The sequence below is a fragment of the Staphylococcus sp. MZ3 genome (assembly GCF_018622755.1).
Taxonomy (GTDB): domain Bacteria; phylum Bacillota; class Bacilli; order Staphylococcales; family Staphylococcaceae; genus Staphylococcus; species Staphylococcus aureus.
Genome location: NZ_CP076026.1, coordinates 1,071,800 through 1,088,115, shown reverse-complemented (window position 1 = coordinate 1,088,115; position 16,316 = coordinate 1,071,800). Strand labels below are relative to the sequence as shown.

Sequence of the window (16,316 nt, the reverse complement as noted above, 5' to 3'; positions counted from 1 at the left end):
TCGTCTCAACTTATGATTTCTTTCCTTCAACATATTCTTTGTCGAAAACAAATAATCTTAATAATAATATTAACGATGGAAGTAATAAAAGTAAACCTAAAATAAAGACAATCACTAATGTCCAGCCCATTTCTGGATTAACATATGCATCTGTAATTTTTACAAACGGATATAAAAGGTATGGCAATTTACTAATTCCATAGCCAAAGAACGCGAACATCATTTGTAAAATAACAAATACAAAAGCCAAACCATGTTTTTTCTTAAAGAATGTTAACAATGAAGCTAATGCAAAGAATAAGAAACTTATAGCAAACATCCACCAATAGTCAAAAACAGCTGAATAAAAATGTTCAGAATTTTGAATGCGTAATGATAGAAATACGAATAAACAAATGATAATCATCGGCGGCCCTAAAAATATGTGCCATTGTCTTGTTAAATTATATGCTGGTTCGTCATTTGCTTTTTTAGCATAATATGTCAAAAATCCTGATGAAATATATAAAACTGAAATAATTGCCAAGAATACTACAGACCAAGCAAATGGGCTTAATAGTAACTGCACCCAATCTAGATCGATAACATTGTTTCGAACATTAATATAGCCACCTTCTGTAATAGTTAAAGCAGTAGATAATGAAGCTGGAATTAATAATCCACTTACCCCATACATGATCATCCATGCTAATTTTGTATCTTGACCATAATTTTCAAATGCATAAAAACTGTTTCTCAACGATATCATAATCAGTGCTATTGAACCTGGTATTAACAATACCGTGCCTAAATATTTGATTGACTCTGGAAAGAAACCTACGAATCCTACGAAGAAGAAAACAAAGAATACATTCGTAACTTCCCAAACTGGGTTTAAATAACGTGAAATTAAGTGATTAATTTTCTTTTCATCACCAGTTAACTTTGAATGCAATGCGAAGAAACCTGCCCCAAAATCTATAGAAGCAATAATGATATAGCAAAATAAAAACAACCATAACACTGTTATACCTATAAATGCATAAATCATTTTTCTATTTCTCCTCCTTGCTTCTTGGCTAAACGATTTACATCTTCATACGCCGGTTTATTTTTAAACATACGAATTAATACGTATGCACATGTATACATTAAAATGATGTACAATATGCCAAATAAAATTGTAACGAAGGTTATTCCGCCTGCTTGTGTTGCTGCTTCTGCCACGCGCATATAACCACGAACAATCCAAGGCTGTCTACCCATCTCTGTTAAGAACCATCCAAATTCTATAGCTAGCATTGAAGCTGGTCCTGTTAATAATATTCCGTAAAGCATCCATTTATGAGTAGAAAACTTTCTAAGCTTTTTAAACATTAAAGTTAAAACATAAACACCTGAAATGACAAAACATAAAATTCCCATCGTTACCATTAAATCAAAGAAATAATGGACAATCATAGGCGGATGTAAACTTTTTGGAAAATCATTTAACCCTTGCACTTTAGTTTTGACACTATTATCTGCTAAGAAACTCAATAGTCCAGGTAATTCAATCGCACCTTTAACTTGCTGAGTCTTTTCATCTAACACACCAAATAATAATAATTTAGCATGGGAAGATGTATCGAAATGCCATTCATAAGCTGCTAATTTTTCAGGTTGGAATTTATGCAAAAATTTTGCAGATAAATCCCCTGCCAACATAGAAAGTAAAGTTGAAAAGAATCCAACAATCATAGACATTTTCAAAGCTTTCTTATGGTAGACAGTATCTTTAGGTTGACGATTACGCAATAATTTAAAAGCTGCTATTGATGCAATAACAAATGCCATCGTCATACCAGCTGTAGTAATTACGTGAAATGATCTAACTATAAACGATGGGTTAAACATCGCTTCTATAGGTTGAACATTTACCATCTTTCCATTCTTCAACTCAAAACCTGCAGGCGTATTCATAAATGAATTCACTGAAGTAATGAAGAATGCTGAGAAAGAGCCACCAATAATTACTGGTATACTAATTAAGAAATGTGTCCATTTATTTTTAAAACGATCCCAAGTATATAAATATATACTTAAGAAAATAGCTTCAAAGAAGAACGCAAATGTTTCCATAAATAATGGAAGTGCAATAACGTGTCCACCCATTTCCATAAATGTAGGCCAAATCAATGATAATTGAAGTCCTATAATTGTACCTGTAACAACTCCCACTGCTACAGTAATTGTATAAGCTTTAGCCCATCTTTTGGCCATAGCTATATATTGAAGATCATTTTTGCGAATACCTAAAAATTCTGCAATTGCGAACATTAAAGGCATACCAACACCAATCGTTGCAAAAATGATATGAACTGCTAAAGTCATAGCTGTCAAAAACCGACTGATTTCAACTGTATCCATTTAAAAACATCACCTTTTTCTTTTTTTGATGACAACACAATGAACTTAATTATAATTGCTATAATGTGTATTTTTAAAACATTATGCGCTATGAAATTGTGTATAATTTATGTCAGTTCACAATGTGTTCACAAATTTGAATTTCAATGTATAATTGTGTATATTACATTAGAATAAAACACGAAGGAGCATGATACATGTCAGAAATAATCGTTTATACGCAGAATGATTGCCCACCTTGTACATTTGTAAAAAATTATCTTAATGAGCATCAAATTGATTTTGAAGAGAGAAATATCAACAATCAACAATATCGAAACGAAATGATAGATTTTGATGCTTTTTCAACTCCGTTTATTTTGTTGAATGGTAATCCAATGTACCATGTTGATCTTGATGAAATCAACAAAGTATTAAATATCCAAGATTAATTTTCATCTAAATCAACTTCATCATTTATAGCTATCATAAATTAAATATCGATTTTTAAATTAACTAACATTAATTAAAGAACAACATTTTGTTAATGACACATAGTTGTTTAATTAGTTAGCAACAACATTCCATTGAAATTAACATAAATCATAAAAAAGAACCCGAAGTATTCATAATTACTCACAATGAATACTTCGGGTTTGTTTATAATTCTGTCTTTCGAAAGAATTAATTATTTTACGTAGTTGTTAACTAATTCAATAACTTCTTCTTGCGTTGCACAGTCGACTGCACGGTTAGCAAGTTCAGTCATTTCATTTTTACTTAAACCATTAATTTGTCTTCTTGCTTTCAGAATAGACGTTGCACTCATAGAGAACTCATCTAAACCTAAACCAAGCAATAATGGAATAGCTGTTTCATCTCCAGCCATTTCACCACACATACCTGTCCATTTACCTTCTTTATGTGACGCTTCAATAACTTGTTTAACTAAACGTAAGATTGAAGGGTTATATGGTTGGTATAGATATGATACACGCTCTGACATACGGTCAGCAGCTAATGTGTATTGAATTAAATCATTTGTACCGATACTGAAGAAATCTACTTCTTTAGCAAAGACATCAGCTAATGCTGCTGTTGCAGGTATCTCTACCATGATTCCTAATTCTATATCATCTGAAATGTCATGACCTTCATTTTTAAGGTTTTCTTTTTCTTCCAATAATATAGCTTTAGCTTCTCTAAATTCGTTAATTGTTGCAACCATTGGGAACATGATATTTAACTTACCATAAACTGATGCACGTAATAATGCACGTAGCTGTGGTCTAAAAATATCTTGTTGCGCAAGGCATAAACGAATCGCACGGTAACCTAAGAATGGATTCATTTCTTCAGGCAAGTTTAAGTATGATAATTCTTTATCTCCACCTATATCTAAAGTACGTACAACAACACGTTTACCGTCCATTGCTTCTAATACTTCTTTATAAGCTTCAAATTGCTCTTCTTCTGTAGGCATTTGGTCACGACCCATATATAAAAACTCAGTTCTATATAAGCCGATACCTTGTGCACCATTTTCAATAACACCTGGCAAATCATTAGGTGTACCAATATTTGCAGCAAGCTCTGCGTGAACACCATCAACTGTAACAGTATCAGCATCACGTAGTTTTTGTAATTCTTTCTTGTCAGCAAAATAACGCTCACGTTTATCTTGATAAGCGATTAACTCATCTTCAGTTGGATTAACGATTACATCACCATTTAATCCATCTACGATAATCATGTCGCCTTGTTTAACTTCTTGAGTAATTGATTTTGTACCAACAATTGCTGGAATTTCTAAAGAACGACTCATAATTGCAGAGTGACTTGTTCTTCCGCCAATGTTTGTAGCAAAACCTTGTACGAATTCTTTATTTAATTGAGCAGTATCAGATGGCGTTAAGTCATTCCCTACAATAACAACGCTTTCATCAATCATACTCGGATTCGGTAATTCTACACCTAAAATATGTGATAACACACGTTTAGAAACGTCGCGAATATCAGCCGCACGTTCTTTCATGTATTCGTTATCCATAGATTCAAAAATTGTAACAAATTGTGTTGTTACATCCGTTAATGCTGTAGCAGCATTAGCGTTTTCATTTTTAATCTTATCTTGGATTGGTTGAATTAATTCAGGGTCATCTAAAACTAATAAATGTGCATCAAAGATAGCAGCTTTATCAGCACCTAGTTGAACCTCTGCATTATTTCTAATTTTAGTTAACTCAACTTTAGAAGCTTCGATAGCGCTATTGAACTTTGCAACTTCTCCTTCAACATCAGTGACTTTTTCATTTTTGTCGAATGTTAAGTCTGGCTCAACTAATAAATAAGCTTTAGCAATTGCGACACCATCAGATGCAGCAATACCTTTAATTAATTTAGACATGATTATTTAGTCAATCCTTCTTTTGATAAGACGTCACTGATTGCTTGAATGGCGTCAGATTCATCACTACCGTCAGCATAAATTGTAATTTCAGCATCTTTACCAACACCAAGGCTCATAACACCCATGATTGATTTTAAGTTTACTTTCTTACCGTTATATTCTAATTGAATATCAGAATCGAATTTTGAAGCTGTTTGTACTAACATTGTTGCTGGTCTAGCGTGAATACCAGTCTCGTCGATGATTACATATGAATTTTGTTCCATAATTACATTTCTCCTTCGTATAGTTAGAATCTTCAATATTATTACAATACTAACTTAGTTTTATACATTAACTTTACCAAAACCATGCTTTAAATTCAATTCGTTTAAAACCGGTTTCAGTAAAATTTGCAAATTGCAAAACTATTATAGCACCTACATGACATTTTTAATAACATTTTCGCATTTTTGAATGTGATCTTTTCCAATTTTATTCATAAAATAGTAACTAATAGATGCAGACACAGCTTGTCCTACAACAGGAAACCATTTTGTTTGTTTTGCAGCAGTACGTTTAGCTACATCTCTAATAACTATTTTTAAAAATGCACTTGAAATTCTTTTACCAATAAATTGACTACCTTGAATTGCTGCTGCAGACATAATTCTTTCTTTCACATCATCCCCAAGGCTATTAACTTGCTTATGATCTAATCCGTATATTTTATTTACATCTTCGATAATATCTTTCATTAATTTTAAATCAACACCAAAATCTAAACCCGGAATTGGAACAACGCTCATTGTTGATGACATTAAAGACTTTCTCTTTACAATTGCTTCAGCACGTTGTCGTCTTTCTCTCAATTCTTGAATCGTCGTTGGCATTGCACCTTTTCCGTCAACATTTTCTATCTTAAAGACTGAATTACCGATTTTATTTGTTAAATTTGATGTTAAATTGTTTTTGAATCCCATAATATTATCACCCTTCTTTTTCTCAATAAGTTACTATACCCCTTTTTATCAAATTAATGTCTAATATTTACAAAAACAGCTTTTAAATATTTAGATGGCTTATAATGTGGATGCGTTTTAAAATCTTTTGGTAATCCCATAACTTCAGTTAATTCATAATCAACGCCACTCTCTTCAAGCGTCTTTTTAATAGTATTTTTAAATTGCTTTAATGGATATACACTTGCGTTTGTACATAACAATAATGTTCCTTCAGATGATAAAATATTTAAGGCGCCATTAATTAATTTGTCATAATCTTTTTGCACTGAAAATGTACGTTTTTTGTTGCGTGCAAAGCTAGGTGGATCAATCACGATCGTGTCATAACTATGTCCATGTCGTGCAGCATATTTATAGAAATCAAAAGTGTCCATGACATAAATATATTGGGATTTAGGATCAATAGCATTTAATCCAAAATTTTCTTCAGTTAAACTACGAGAACGATTAGCCAAATCTACACTTGTTGTTGAAGATGCCTCACTTGCTGCTATTACAGAAAAAGCACCTGTATAACTAAATAAGTTTAAAACATGGCGTTCTTTGGCATATTGATCCCTTAATTTCTTGCGCACTTCTTTTTGATCTAAAAAGATACCTGTCATCAAACCATCTTCAAGGTCTACATTATAAAATGTGAAGTTTTCTTCGATAACAATTGGAAACTCAGGTGCATCTCCTTCAACAAAACCACCACTATATTCGCTGTCTTTAAATCTTACTTTTTCGTAAATAGATTTATAATCAAATACTTTTCTAACCGCTTCAAGAATGGCATATTTAAATTTATAAATACCTTTTGAGTACCATTGAATCAACAAATGACCATCATAATTGTCGATTGTTAATCCCCCAACACCATCACCTTCAGCATTAAATAATCTAAAAGCATTTGTTCCATCTATATTAAAATAATATTCACGTTCTGCTAATGCAGTATTAAACAATTTCACAAAGAAAGCTGTGTTGATTTCTTGAGCTTTATCGTATGTTAGAACCCAACCTAATCCTTTATGTTGGCGACCAACATAAGCCGTTGCAACATATTGTGATTTATCAGTCACAATTTGAAAAATATCTCCTTCTTTTAAATGATCTTGTGAATAGATATCCTCTTCTTCAATTAAAGGATATCCATTAAAATATTTTGTTTCTTTGCCTTTGTTCAGAGTTGCTATTTTCATCTGACAACTTCCTTTCTGTGTTTCGTTGTAGTTTTATATAGATTAAATTGTTTGCCAAATTTCAATATCATCTACTTCTAATCTTACTGTTGATTTTAACAAATTAGTAATTCGAATGATATATGTTAAATTTCTACAAAGGAAATACTATATATCGTTTCGCAAATTCCATATGTCGCTTCAACTATTTACTAGTTTTCTTGATTTTACAAATGGATAACTTTTCAACTATTTTATTTGCACTAAAACTTTGTATACAATTTTCAATACTTAATTCGCATCACCTGAATCAATCAAATCTAGTTACAAAAAAAGTACTATCCATAAACTTCATTGACCTGTATCTAAGTAAGTTAGAGATATATCTAACTTATAGCGTACACATCAAAATGTTTAATAGATAGTACTTTTATAATGCTTTTAATTATGGTCGCTCTCGTAATTGTAACGAATAAGAAATGATGATTGCCAATAACATTAATAGTAATGTTGGCGTAATGAACACTGAAAGTAGTAGTCCATGAATCATTATATTTATAAATTCCGTTAACAATTTAAAGAATAAAATGCTCCCCATAAATAGTTGTAAATAATAAAACTTACCTTTCAAGTGGAAAGTTAACGTTGTAACGATATATGCGATAATAATGAATAACAGAATTAATAATGTAACCCATTCAATAACATATTGTGTCTGTGATAATTTCCAATCACCAGATACAAATAATGCATTACGATTATTAAATTCTAAAAATGTGAATAAAAAGATGACGACACCACAAAATAGTTCGACATACATTGGTTTAACCCATTTCGGTTTTCTCATCCAATCAGGAATATCGTCTTCTTGAATATCGATAATATCATTAACTTTCTTTTTGAATTTATCTCTTTTAGCTCTAATTTTATCTAAATCGACACTTCTTCTTGTCTTACGTGCATATTCTGTAGTCTTATCTTGGAGTTGTTTCAAGTGAATTTTAGTTTGATTCGTGACATTCCCTTTACTTGTTCTTGATAATTCTGGCTCCTCTTCACCTAATTCTTGCTTTGTTAAAGGTAAAGCTCGGCGCAAGAACAAGAAATTCCAAATAGCCATTTGACCAAGTAACCACATAATTATAAAGAAAGCATTGACACTTAAGATATCAATTGACTCTATTTCATTAGCATCAATTCTGCCATACAATGCAATTTGTGTAATTAAGTAACTTATACCATAACTCACAATTATCCACATGAAATGATTTTTTACATTTTCCTGATTCAATTCATCTTTATAGACGATATATCCTATATGAATTGTAAATGGAATAATGAAAATCACTGCAAAGAATCCATAAACTTGAGTCATTAATATAAGAGTAATAATAAAGTACATGATACCGATAACTAAGAAAAAGATAGAAATATCATAGTCATACTTAATAGTTCTAAGTAATGTATGACCAATCAACATAACTAAAATACCGAATATAATTATCACAATTGCACTAACTATAGGGAAATTACCTATAAATCGACTCATTACTTTAATAATTTCACTGAAAAATGCATTCAGAAATTCCCACACATTATGAACATGTGTATCAACTTTTTTACCACCATTTAATTGTTTAATTAATGGCAAGTTAATTAAAATAATGAGACCAGTGAAGAGTGAAACGATACCGATTAAATAGCTAAAAATAATTTCGGCGTGTTTCCTAAGAAAAGACATTATGTTCACCTCAAAATCATTATATATTAATCTAATGTTGTTGTCTTTAGATAAATGAATAAATAGTGCTATAGACTTAGAAAAGTTTAACGAAAGTACAACCGGGTAAGATTTATATATAAATAATTATCCAATTTGGGAGGAATTAATCATGTCTAATGAAAATCAAAATAAAAAAGCAGCAGAAAAAGCTAAAGAAGTTGAAGAAAAATTAAAAGATAAAAAAGAAGAAAAAACAGAAGATATTAATCAAACAAAACAAGATATCCAAGATACACTAAATTAATTTAAATCCCCTTACAACTTTTAGTTGTTAGGGGATTTTATGCATGTGCTCGGCACATGTATCCCTCTCCTTCCTTACAACTTTTAGTTGTTAGGGGATTTTATGCATGTGCTCGGCACATGTATCCCTCTCCTTCCTTACAACTTTTAGTTGTTAGGGGATTTTATGCATGTGCTCGGTGCATGTATCCCTCTTTTACCTTACAACTTTTAGTTGTTAGGGGATTTTATGCATGTGCTCGGTGCATGTATCCCTCTTTTACCTTACAACTTTTAGTTGTTAGGGGCTTTTTTGCATGTGCTCGGTGCATGTATCCCTCTTTTACCTTACAACTTTTAGTTGTTAGGGGCTTTTTTGCATGTGCTCGGCGCATGTATCCCTCTTTTACCTTACAACTTTTAGTTGTTAGGGGCTTTTTTGCATGTGCTCGGCGCATGTATCCCTCTTTTACCTTACAACTTTTAGTTGTTAGGGGCTTTTTTGCATGTGCTCGGCGCATGTATCCCTCTTTTACCCTACAAACTATAATTCGTAAGCCATTATGCACGGGTTCTTCACTGTTGTTAAAGAGGTATGATTGATAAGTATCCCTCTTCATTTATCAGCTCAATCTTATTACATGTCACATATTTTTATATCTTTAATTACTAACATTCCTACTACATCTCCAATTTAAATCCAATGCTAATATTATAAATTTTAAATCGAATTAAACGAAATTTCATGAAGACAACCTATTGACATAAGTTTACAAACGTCTTACAGTATAATTAATTAAATAAATCGCACACACTAGGGGTGTTTTATACTGAGATGAGGCTTGCCCTCAAACCCTTTGAACCTGATCTAGCTTGAACTAGCGTAGGAAAGTGTTACTATACATATGTTTTACTAATATATATTGTGAACGCATAACTTTCCTATGGATGGTTGTGCGTTTTTTTATTAGGAGGATGTAAAAATGTCAAAAGGTTTAAAGCTATCTGAAATACTAGTAACCGTACTTATTTCAGTAGTATTCGCAGTTATTTACAATTTATGGTGGTTTGTTTACAATGGTGTGCAAGCTACAGGCCTTCACCTCGAACAATTAACAAACGGGGTTTGGTTCATGGCAGCGATTGTCTGCTATCTAATTATTCCAAAACCAGGTATTGCTTTACTGGCTGAATTTGCTGCAGGTGCCGGCGAAACTATCATTATGGGTCGTTTCGATATTCCGACAATCGTTTACGCTTTCATACAAGGTTTAGCGTGTGAACTTGTCTTTGCAATTTTTAAATATCAATCTCGTTCAGTTATGGTAGCTATGTTAGCAGGTTTTTGTACAGCAATCGCGGCTTTCCCTATAGATTATTTCTATGGTTATTTAAATGAAGTTGCAGGTTGGAACTTAACATTATTCATCGTATTTAGATTAATTAGTGGTGCAGTAGTCGCCGGCGTCCTATCTTACCTTTTAGTAAAAGCTTTAGATAAGACAGGCGTAACAAAATTATTTAGACCAGCTGCTAAAGAAGATTACGACAACTTATAAGAGGAGCATTCAGAGTGTTAAAAGTAAGTGATTTACGATTAAAATATCCAAGTGGTCAGCGTAAAATTTTCGATCATTTAAATATCACTATTCAAGACAAAGAAAAAGTACTTTTACTCGGTCCTTCTGGTTGCGGTAAAAGTACACTTCTGAATGTATTAAGTGGTATTGTTCCTAATTTAATTGAATTACCTATGAAATATGATGAACTAATCGTTGACCCATTAAGTGGCGTTATTTTCCAAGACCCTGATAGCCAGTTTTGTATGCCAAAAGTATACGAAGAACTTGCATTCGTTTTAGAAAATAGACAAGTACCACGTGAAGACATGGATGCGTTAATTATCAATGCTTTAAATATGGTCAATTTAAATGTTACCCCTGAAACGTATATCAAAGATTTAAGTGGCGGGATGAAACAGAAATTGGCAATTGTTGAAACCATTCTTCAACAATCAAAAACATTGTTTTTAGATGAACCGACAGCAATGTTAGATGTTCAAGCAACAGAAGATTTATGGACTAAACTAATTGAACTTTGGGAAGATCAAACTGTTGTAATCGTTGAACATAAAGTTAAACACATCTGGAATCATGTCGACCGCGTCATTTTGATGGATTATAACGGAAATATCATTGCCGATGAATGTCCTGAAATCATATTACAGAAGTATGTTCATTTACTCAGTGAATATGGTGTGTGGCATCCACGTGCATGGGAATTCGCACCAAGTCGTGTTGACTTTCCAACAACAAACTCACACTTATTACAATTTAAAAATGGACGTATTATTCGCGGTAAATCAACCTTGCTCTCATTTTCAGATTTAGAAATTGGTCTAGGTGAGTGGATTACAATTACAGGGGCAAATGGTAGTGGTAAAACAACCTTGCTTGAATCAATTATGCAATTGATTAAATATCAAGGTGATGTTTATTTTGAAAATCAGCGTTTAACAAAAATTAAACATGCAGCAAAACACATGTATCTAGTTTATCAAAACCCAGAATTACAATTTATAACAAATTCGGTTTATGATGAAATTAACATTCATTTTAATCACCTTTCTAAAGATCAAAGTGATGATGAAACGATACAACTTTTAAAACTTTTAGATTTACAAAATGTAAAAGATCAACATCCTTATGAGTTGTCTATTGGTCAAAAACGACGCCTTAGCGTAGCTACCGCACTAAGTTCTAAAGCTGATATTATCTTTTTAGATGAACCGACATTTGGACTTGATAGCCATAATACATTCCAGTTGATCAAACTTTTCCAAAAGCGAATTAATTTGGGACAAAGTATTGTCATGGTTACACATGACGATGAAATAATTGAACGTTATCCATCAAGAAGACTTAAAATTTCAGATGGTGCGTTACTAGATTGTGATGGTGATACGAATGTATGAGCAATGGAAAGTTCGGCAATCATTTGTTGATGATGTCAACATTATAACGAAACTATTTCTTGGAATTATACTATTTTTCTTTATTATATTTGTGCATAATTTCGATTTTATGCTTTATATCACTATCTTAATGTTAGTTTTCTTATTGATGTTTAATGGTACTCAGTTTAAAATTACAGCAATTTTTATAACTATAAGTATTGGCTTTGCATTACTCTCTTCCCTGTTCATGATTTTATACGGGAATGGTAGCCATACAATTTTGAAATTCGGATTTATCCATATTACAACAGAAAGTTTAGTTCGTGGTTTACATGTATCATTAAGAACCATTGCTATTTCATTTTTCGGTATCTTAATCGCACTTACATCTCAGGTTGTCATGATATTTTATAGTTTAATGCAACATTTAAAGGTTAAATCAAAAGTTGCTTATGCATTCATGGCTGCCATTCGTATGATACCTTTAATGATTAGTTCTTTAATACAGCTTCGCAGATCTTTAAAAATGCGCTATCAGATGATAGACGCGGCAAATTATAGAGGGTTAAAGCGATTTAAGCATTTAATTATACCTCTATTAAGCCAAAATATTAGAAAGGCACATCAATTATCAGTTGCGATGGAGTCGAAAGGATTTAGAGATGGTCCTCGTACTTACTATTACAACGTACCTTTCTCATATAAAGATGTAATCTTTATTATAGTTTTAATTGCCATTATTACTTTGGCATATTATTGTTCAATCACCTTACCCATCACGGGCATAGATGATGTTCGTCTTGGTCGTGTAGGTTAAATTTTATCCATAATTGTATAGATACTAAATTAGAAATTCATTGTATAGAAAAAGAAAACCATTTATTCCATACTAAACAAAAGAGGTGCCACAAACATGTTATTTTGTTCATCCAAACATGTTGTGGCGCCTCTTTTGTATTACATATGCATAATCACAAATTTGGTACAGAAATCAATGTCCTAGACTCTACAACTAAAAAAGCTATGAAAAAATCTATCGTTATAGATTCGTTCATAGCTAATCTTAGTATTTTAAATTTACTTATTTAAGTTGTAGTGCTTTATTCGCAATGTCATGACGATAGAATAAATGGTCACTTTGTATTTGTGATACTTTTTTGTATGCGTCTCGCTGTGCATCTTGTACATTGTCACCTTTTCCGATGGCAAGTATAACTCTACCACCTGAAGTAACAAAGGTATCACCTTGCTTCTTTAATCCACTAACAAAATAGTTTTCATTTAAATCAAAGCCACTTACTTTATGCCCTTTTTCATATGCATCAGGATATCCTTTTGATGCCAACATGACCCCTACAATAGATTCATTTTTCCATTTGAATTCAGTACGTTTTCCTTCATCTAAATCAATAATATGCTGCATTAAATCACTTTCCATGCGACTTAATAATACTTGAGCTTCAGGATCACCAAAACGGGCATTAAATTCTATTACTTTTGGACCATCTTTAGTTAAAATAGCACCAATGTATAATACACCGAAGAATTGATAACCTTCATTAAGCATTGCCTTTGCAATGGGTTGTGCAATTGTTTCATTTGTAAGTTTTAAAACATCGTCACTAATATGTGGTACTGGACAATAAGCCCCCATACCACCAGTATTTGGTCCTTCATCATGATCAAATGCGCGTTTATGATCTTGTGCAATACAGTCGAAAGGTACTGCTAAATCACCATTAACAAATGTCATTAGCGAGAACTCTTCACCTTCTAAAAACGTTTCAAATACAACAGTACCTTCTTCTTCATCACCATACATAATCTCAATAGCACTTCTGGCTGCTTCAATAGTATCTGCAATAATAACGCCTTTCCCAGCAGCTAACCCATCTTTCTTGACAACAACGGGCAATTCACAGTTTTCAATATATGTTAAAGCATCCTTTTTTCGCTCAACTTCTTTATAATCAGCAGTTGGAATATTATATTTTTCCATTATCTTTTTAGCAAATAATTTTGAGCCTTCGATTTGAGCTGCTTGCTTATTTGGACCAAACACTTTGAAACCATTCGCTCGTAAAATGTCTGCTAATCCATCAATTAGCGGCTGTTCTGGACCTATAACTACCCAATCAACATTTTGCCGTTTAGCAAAATCTAGTATCGCTTGATGATCAGATTCTGAAATTTCAGTGTGTACTTCAGCTATAGGTGTCATTGCCTCATTACCTGGAATGACAAACACTTGTTTAACTAGATTCGATTGATTAAGTTTATATGCAAGTGCATGTTCTCGTCCACCAGCACCAATTACTAATACATTCATTTATGTTACGCCCCTTTAAAATTAGTGTTTAAAATGTCGAGTGCCTGTGACTACCATTGCAATACCATGTTTATTAGCCATATCAATTGAATCTTGATCTTTAATCGAACCACCCGGTTGGATAATTGTCTTTATACCATGTTGTGCTGCAAGTTCAACTGTATCTCCCATAGGGAAAAATCCATCAGATACTAACGCCACATGATCATTGATTTCAATAGCTCTTTCTAATGCAATTTTAGCAGCACCGACACGATTCATTTGTCCAGCACCTATTCCTACAGTTTGTTTATTATTACTTAAAATAATTGCATTACTTTTTACTGATGGTACAACTTTCCATCCTAATAACATTGCTTCCCATTGTTCATCAGTAGGTGCAACTTCTGTAACAACTTTCATTTCTTCTTTTGGCACGACATAATTGTCTTTATCTTGAACTAAATATCCGCCAGATACTGAAACAAACTCTTCTTCGTTACTGTCTATAGTCATATCAATTTCTAATAATCTTACATTCTTCTTTTGTTTTAAAATATTTAATGCTTTATCCGTAAATTTTGGTGCAATAATGACTTCCAAAAAGATACTATGCAATTGCTCTGCTAACTCAGGTGTTACAGCTCGGTTTAATGCAACAATTCCACCAAATATTGATTGACTATCCGCTTCATACGCATGTTGAAATGCTTGTTCTATCGTGTCACCGATACCAACACCACATGGATTCATGTGTTTAACTGCAACTGCAGCAGGTGTATCAAACTTTTTAACTAAAGCTAGTGTAGCATCTGCATCTTTAATATTGTTATAGCTTAATTGTTTCCCATGTAATTGTTTAGCGCCTGCAATCGTGTGCTTAGCATTCGAAGTTCTCACAAAATACGCTGATTGTTGTGGATTTTCTCCATATCTTAAAGTTTCTTTATCCCCTTTAAAGAAACGTACAATCGCTTCATCATATTCTGCAGTATGCTCAAAAACTTTGATCATTAATGATTGTCTATATGACTCATCTAACGAATCGTTTCTTAATCGCGTCAATACTTCATGATAATCTGCCGGATGTACAATTGTTGTTACATGTTTATAGTTTTTAGCTGCAGCACGTAACATTGTTGGACCACCAATATCAATATTTTCAATTGCTTCGTCCATCGTCACATCAGGGTTTGCAACAGTTTGTTGGAATGGATATAAATTAACTACTACCATATCAATTAAATCTATATGTTGTTCTGATAATTCATTTAAATGCTGCGGTTTATTTCGATCAGCTAAAATACCACCATGAACAGCTGGATGTAATGTTTTAACACGGCCATCCATTATTTCTGGAAAATGTGTTAAGTCTGAAACAGAACGAACTGGTACATTTGCTTCATCTAATATACGTTTAGTACCACCTGTTGAATATAATTCATAATTTAATTGCGTTAACGCTTTAGCAAACTCTACAATACCTGTTTTATTTGATACGCTCAAAATAGCTTTCTTCATCACATACATACTCCTTATTTTACAATTTTAGCAATAACACTTGGATATAACTCATATTCCAATTTTTTTACTTTCTCTTCTAATTGTTCTTTTGAATCGTCCGGTCTAATATCACATTGTCTCTGTTCAATAATTTCTCCCGTATCCATACCACTATCAACATAATGTACTGTCGAACCAGTAATAGTATCGCCACTATGATATGCTTGGCCTATTGCGTCAATCCCCTTATATTTCGGCAATAGAGATGGATGTATATTCAATATTTTACCTTCAAATGAATCTAATAAGTCTGGACCAATTAGACGCATGTAGCCAGCTAAAATAATCCACTCTACCTTATCTTCATTTAATAATGTTACTAAATGTTGTTCATATGCTGCTTTTGAATCAAATTGTTTTGGTTCATTAATATAAACAGGAATATCGTGCTTTTTTGCTCTATCTATACAAAACGCATTTTGATGATCCGTATATAGCGCCGTAACTTCAATATTTTCAAGTTTTCCTGATTCAACATGCTCAACTATATTTTCAAAGTTACTTCCTGAACCTGATGCAAAAATCGCAATTTTAACCATT

General features: G+C 32.5%; 15 protein-coding genes and 1 riboswitch. Of the genes, 5 read left to right on the top strand and 10 right to left on the bottom strand.

Features of this window, described 5'->3' with window-relative positions; all coding sequences use genetic code 11:
* Window positions 1–10 precede the first annotated feature (10 nt).
* Entirely contained in the window at window positions 11–1,030 is a 1,020-nt protein-coding gene (locus tag KI230_RS05300) for a cytochrome d ubiquinol oxidase subunit II (RefSeq protein ID WP_000638453.1), read from the bottom strand.
* Window positions 1,027–2,388 carry a cytochrome ubiquinol oxidase subunit I gene (locus KI230_RS05295; protein ID WP_000381849.1) on the bottom strand — a complete coding sequence of 454 codons (1,362 nt, stop codon included), beginning with the start codon at window positions 2,386–2,388 and terminating at the stop codon, window positions 1,027–1,029. Before KI230_RS05295 ends, KI230_RS05300 begins: the two co-directional genes overlap by 4 nt.
* A 197-nt stretch (window positions 2,389–2,585) precedes the next feature.
* Between KI230_RS05295 and nrdH the strand changes: the two genes are divergently transcribed.
* Window positions 2,586–2,819, top strand: a complete 234-nt coding sequence (gene nrdH, locus KI230_RS05290; RefSeq protein ID WP_001289618.1) for a glutaredoxin-like protein NrdH — start codon at window positions 2,586–2,588, stop codon at window positions 2,817–2,819.
* Window positions 2,820–3,055: 236 nt separating this feature from the next.
* Here nrdH and ptsP read toward each other — a convergent pair whose 3' ends face one another.
* From ptsP to auxA, 5 genes are all read right to left on the bottom strand, one after another.
* A complete protein-coding gene (gene ptsP / locus KI230_RS05285) occupies window positions 3,056–4,774 on the bottom strand; it encodes a phosphoenolpyruvate--protein phosphotransferase (RefSeq protein ID WP_000040052.1) in 1,719 nt (572 codons plus the stop codon).
* A 2-nt stretch (window positions 4,775–4,776) separates the two neighbouring features.
* Complete coding sequence (locus KI230_RS05280) at window positions 4,777–5,043, bottom strand: phosphocarrier protein HPr (protein ID WP_000437472.1); 267 nt, start codon at window positions 5,041–5,043, stop codon at window positions 4,777–4,779.
* Window positions 5,044–5,196: 153 nt separating this feature from the next.
* Complete coding sequence (locus KI230_RS05275) at window positions 5,197–5,739, bottom strand: hypothetical protein (protein ID WP_000505966.1); 543 nt, start codon at window positions 5,737–5,739, stop codon at window positions 5,197–5,199.
* Window positions 5,740–5,792: 53 nt separating this feature from the next.
* Window positions 5,793–6,965 (bottom strand): class I SAM-dependent rRNA methyltransferase, encoded by a 1,173-nt coding sequence (locus KI230_RS05270; RefSeq protein WP_000685073.1) that lies wholly within the window; start codon window positions 6,963–6,965, stop codon window positions 5,793–5,795.
* A 424-nt stretch (window positions 6,966–7,389) separates the two neighbouring features.
* On the bottom strand, window positions 7,390–8,685 hold the full coding sequence (gene auxA / locus KI230_RS05265) for a lipoteichoic acid stability factor AuxA (RefSeq protein ID WP_214958342.1): 1,296 nt from the start codon (window positions 8,683–8,685) through the stop codon (window positions 7,390–7,392).
* Between the two features lie 151 nt (window positions 8,686–8,836).
* Between auxA and graF the strand changes: the two genes are divergently transcribed.
* From graF to KI230_RS05245, 4 genes are all read left to right on the top strand, one after another.
* The gene (gene graF, locus KI230_RS05260) at window positions 8,837–8,971 is read left to right on the top strand and encodes a glycopeptide resistance-associated protein GraF (RefSeq protein WP_000064214.1); all 135 of its coding nucleotides are present in this window, start codon (window positions 8,837–8,839) and stop codon (window positions 8,969–8,971) included.
* 784 nt (window positions 8,972–9,755) lie between these two features.
* Window positions 9,756–9,856: riboswitch (TPP riboswitch) on the top strand.
* 76 nt (window positions 9,857–9,932) lie between these two features.
* Window positions 9,933–10,508, top strand: coding sequence for an ECF transporter S component (locus KI230_RS05255; protein WP_000033477.1), 576 nt, complete (start codon window positions 9,933–9,935; stop codon window positions 10,506–10,508).
* Between the two features lie 14 nt (window positions 10,509–10,522).
* A complete protein-coding gene (locus KI230_RS05250; RefSeq protein WP_000921973.1) occupies window positions 10,523–11,923 on the top strand; it encodes an ABC transporter ATP-binding protein in 1,401 nt (466 codons plus the stop codon).
* A complete protein-coding gene (locus tag KI230_RS05245; protein ID WP_000273256.1) occupies window positions 11,916–12,722 on the top strand; it encodes an energy-coupling factor transporter transmembrane component T family protein in 807 nt (268 codons plus the stop codon). Before KI230_RS05250 ends, KI230_RS05245 begins: the two co-directional genes overlap by 8 nt.
* 264 nt (window positions 12,723–12,986) lie before the next feature.
* Here KI230_RS05245 and purD read toward each other — a convergent pair whose 3' ends face one another.
* Genes purD through purN form a run of 3 tightly spaced genes read right to left on the bottom strand, consistent with a single transcriptional unit; the run spans window position 12,987 to window position 16,315 of the window.
* Window positions 12,987–14,234 (bottom strand): phosphoribosylamine--glycine ligase, encoded by a 1,248-nt coding sequence (gene purD / locus KI230_RS05240; RefSeq protein WP_001101908.1) that lies wholly within the window; start codon window positions 14,232–14,234, stop codon window positions 12,987–12,989.
* Between the two features lie 21 nt (window positions 14,235–14,255).
* Window positions 14,256–15,734, bottom strand: a complete 1,479-nt coding sequence (gene purH, locus KI230_RS05235) for a bifunctional phosphoribosylaminoimidazolecarboxamide formyltransferase/IMP cyclohydrolase (protein WP_000709279.1) — start codon at window positions 15,732–15,734, stop codon at window positions 14,256–14,258.
* 14 nt (window positions 15,735–15,748) lie between these two features.
* Window positions 15,749–16,315, bottom strand: coding sequence for a phosphoribosylglycinamide formyltransferase (purN, locus tag KI230_RS05230; RefSeq protein WP_000238668.1), 567 nt, complete (start codon window positions 16,313–16,315; stop codon window positions 15,749–15,751).
* Between the last annotated feature and the right edge of the window lies 1 nt (window position 16,316).

Bases quoted from the DNA above. Each gene is read 5' to 3' on its own strand.
- KI230_RS05300 (WP_000638453.1), bottom strand. From the start codon at position 1,030: ATGATTTATGCATTTATAGGTATAACAGTGTTATGGTTGTTTTTATTT.
- KI230_RS05295 (WP_000381849.1), bottom strand. From the start codon at position 2,388: ATGGATACAGTTGAAATCAGTCGGTTTTTGACAGCTATGACTTTAGCA.
- nrdH (WP_001289618.1), top strand. From the start codon at position 2,586: ATGTCAGAAATAATCGTTTATACGCAGAATGATTGCCCACCTTGTACA.
- ptsP (WP_000040052.1), bottom strand. From the start codon at position 4,774: ATGTCTAAATTAATTAAAGGTATTGCTGCATCTGATGGTGTCGCAATT.
- KI230_RS05280 (WP_000437472.1), bottom strand. From the start codon at position 5,043: ATGGAACAAAATTCATATGTAATCATCGACGAGACTGGTATTCACGCT.
- KI230_RS05275 (WP_000505966.1), bottom strand. From the start codon at position 5,739: ATGGGATTCAAAAACAATTTAACATCAAATTTAACAAATAAAATCGGT.
- KI230_RS05270 (WP_000685073.1), bottom strand. From the start codon at position 6,965: ATGAAAATAGCAACTCTGAACAAAGGCAAAGAAACAAAATATTTTAAT.
- auxA (WP_214958342.1), bottom strand. From the start codon at position 8,685: ATGTCTTTTCTTAGGAAACACGCCGAAATTATTTTTAGCTATTTAATC.
- graF (WP_000064214.1), top strand. From the start codon at position 8,837: ATGTCTAATGAAAATCAAAATAAAAAAGCAGCAGAAAAAGCTAAAGAA.
- KI230_RS05255 (WP_000033477.1), top strand. From the start codon at position 9,933: ATGTCAAAAGGTTTAAAGCTATCTGAAATACTAGTAACCGTACTTATT.
- KI230_RS05245 (WP_000273256.1), top strand. From the start codon at position 11,916: ATGTATGAGCAATGGAAAGTTCGGCAATCATTTGTTGATGATGTCAAC.
- purD (WP_001101908.1), bottom strand. From the start codon at position 14,234: ATGAATGTATTAGTAATTGGTGCTGGTGGACGAGAACATGCACTTGCA.
- purH (WP_000709279.1), bottom strand. From the start codon at position 15,734: ATGAAGAAAGCTATTTTGAGCGTATCAAATAAAACAGGTATTGTAGAG.
- purN (WP_000238668.1), bottom strand. From the start codon at position 16,315: ATGGTTAAAATTGCGATTTTTGCATCAGGTTCAGGAAGTAACTTTGAA.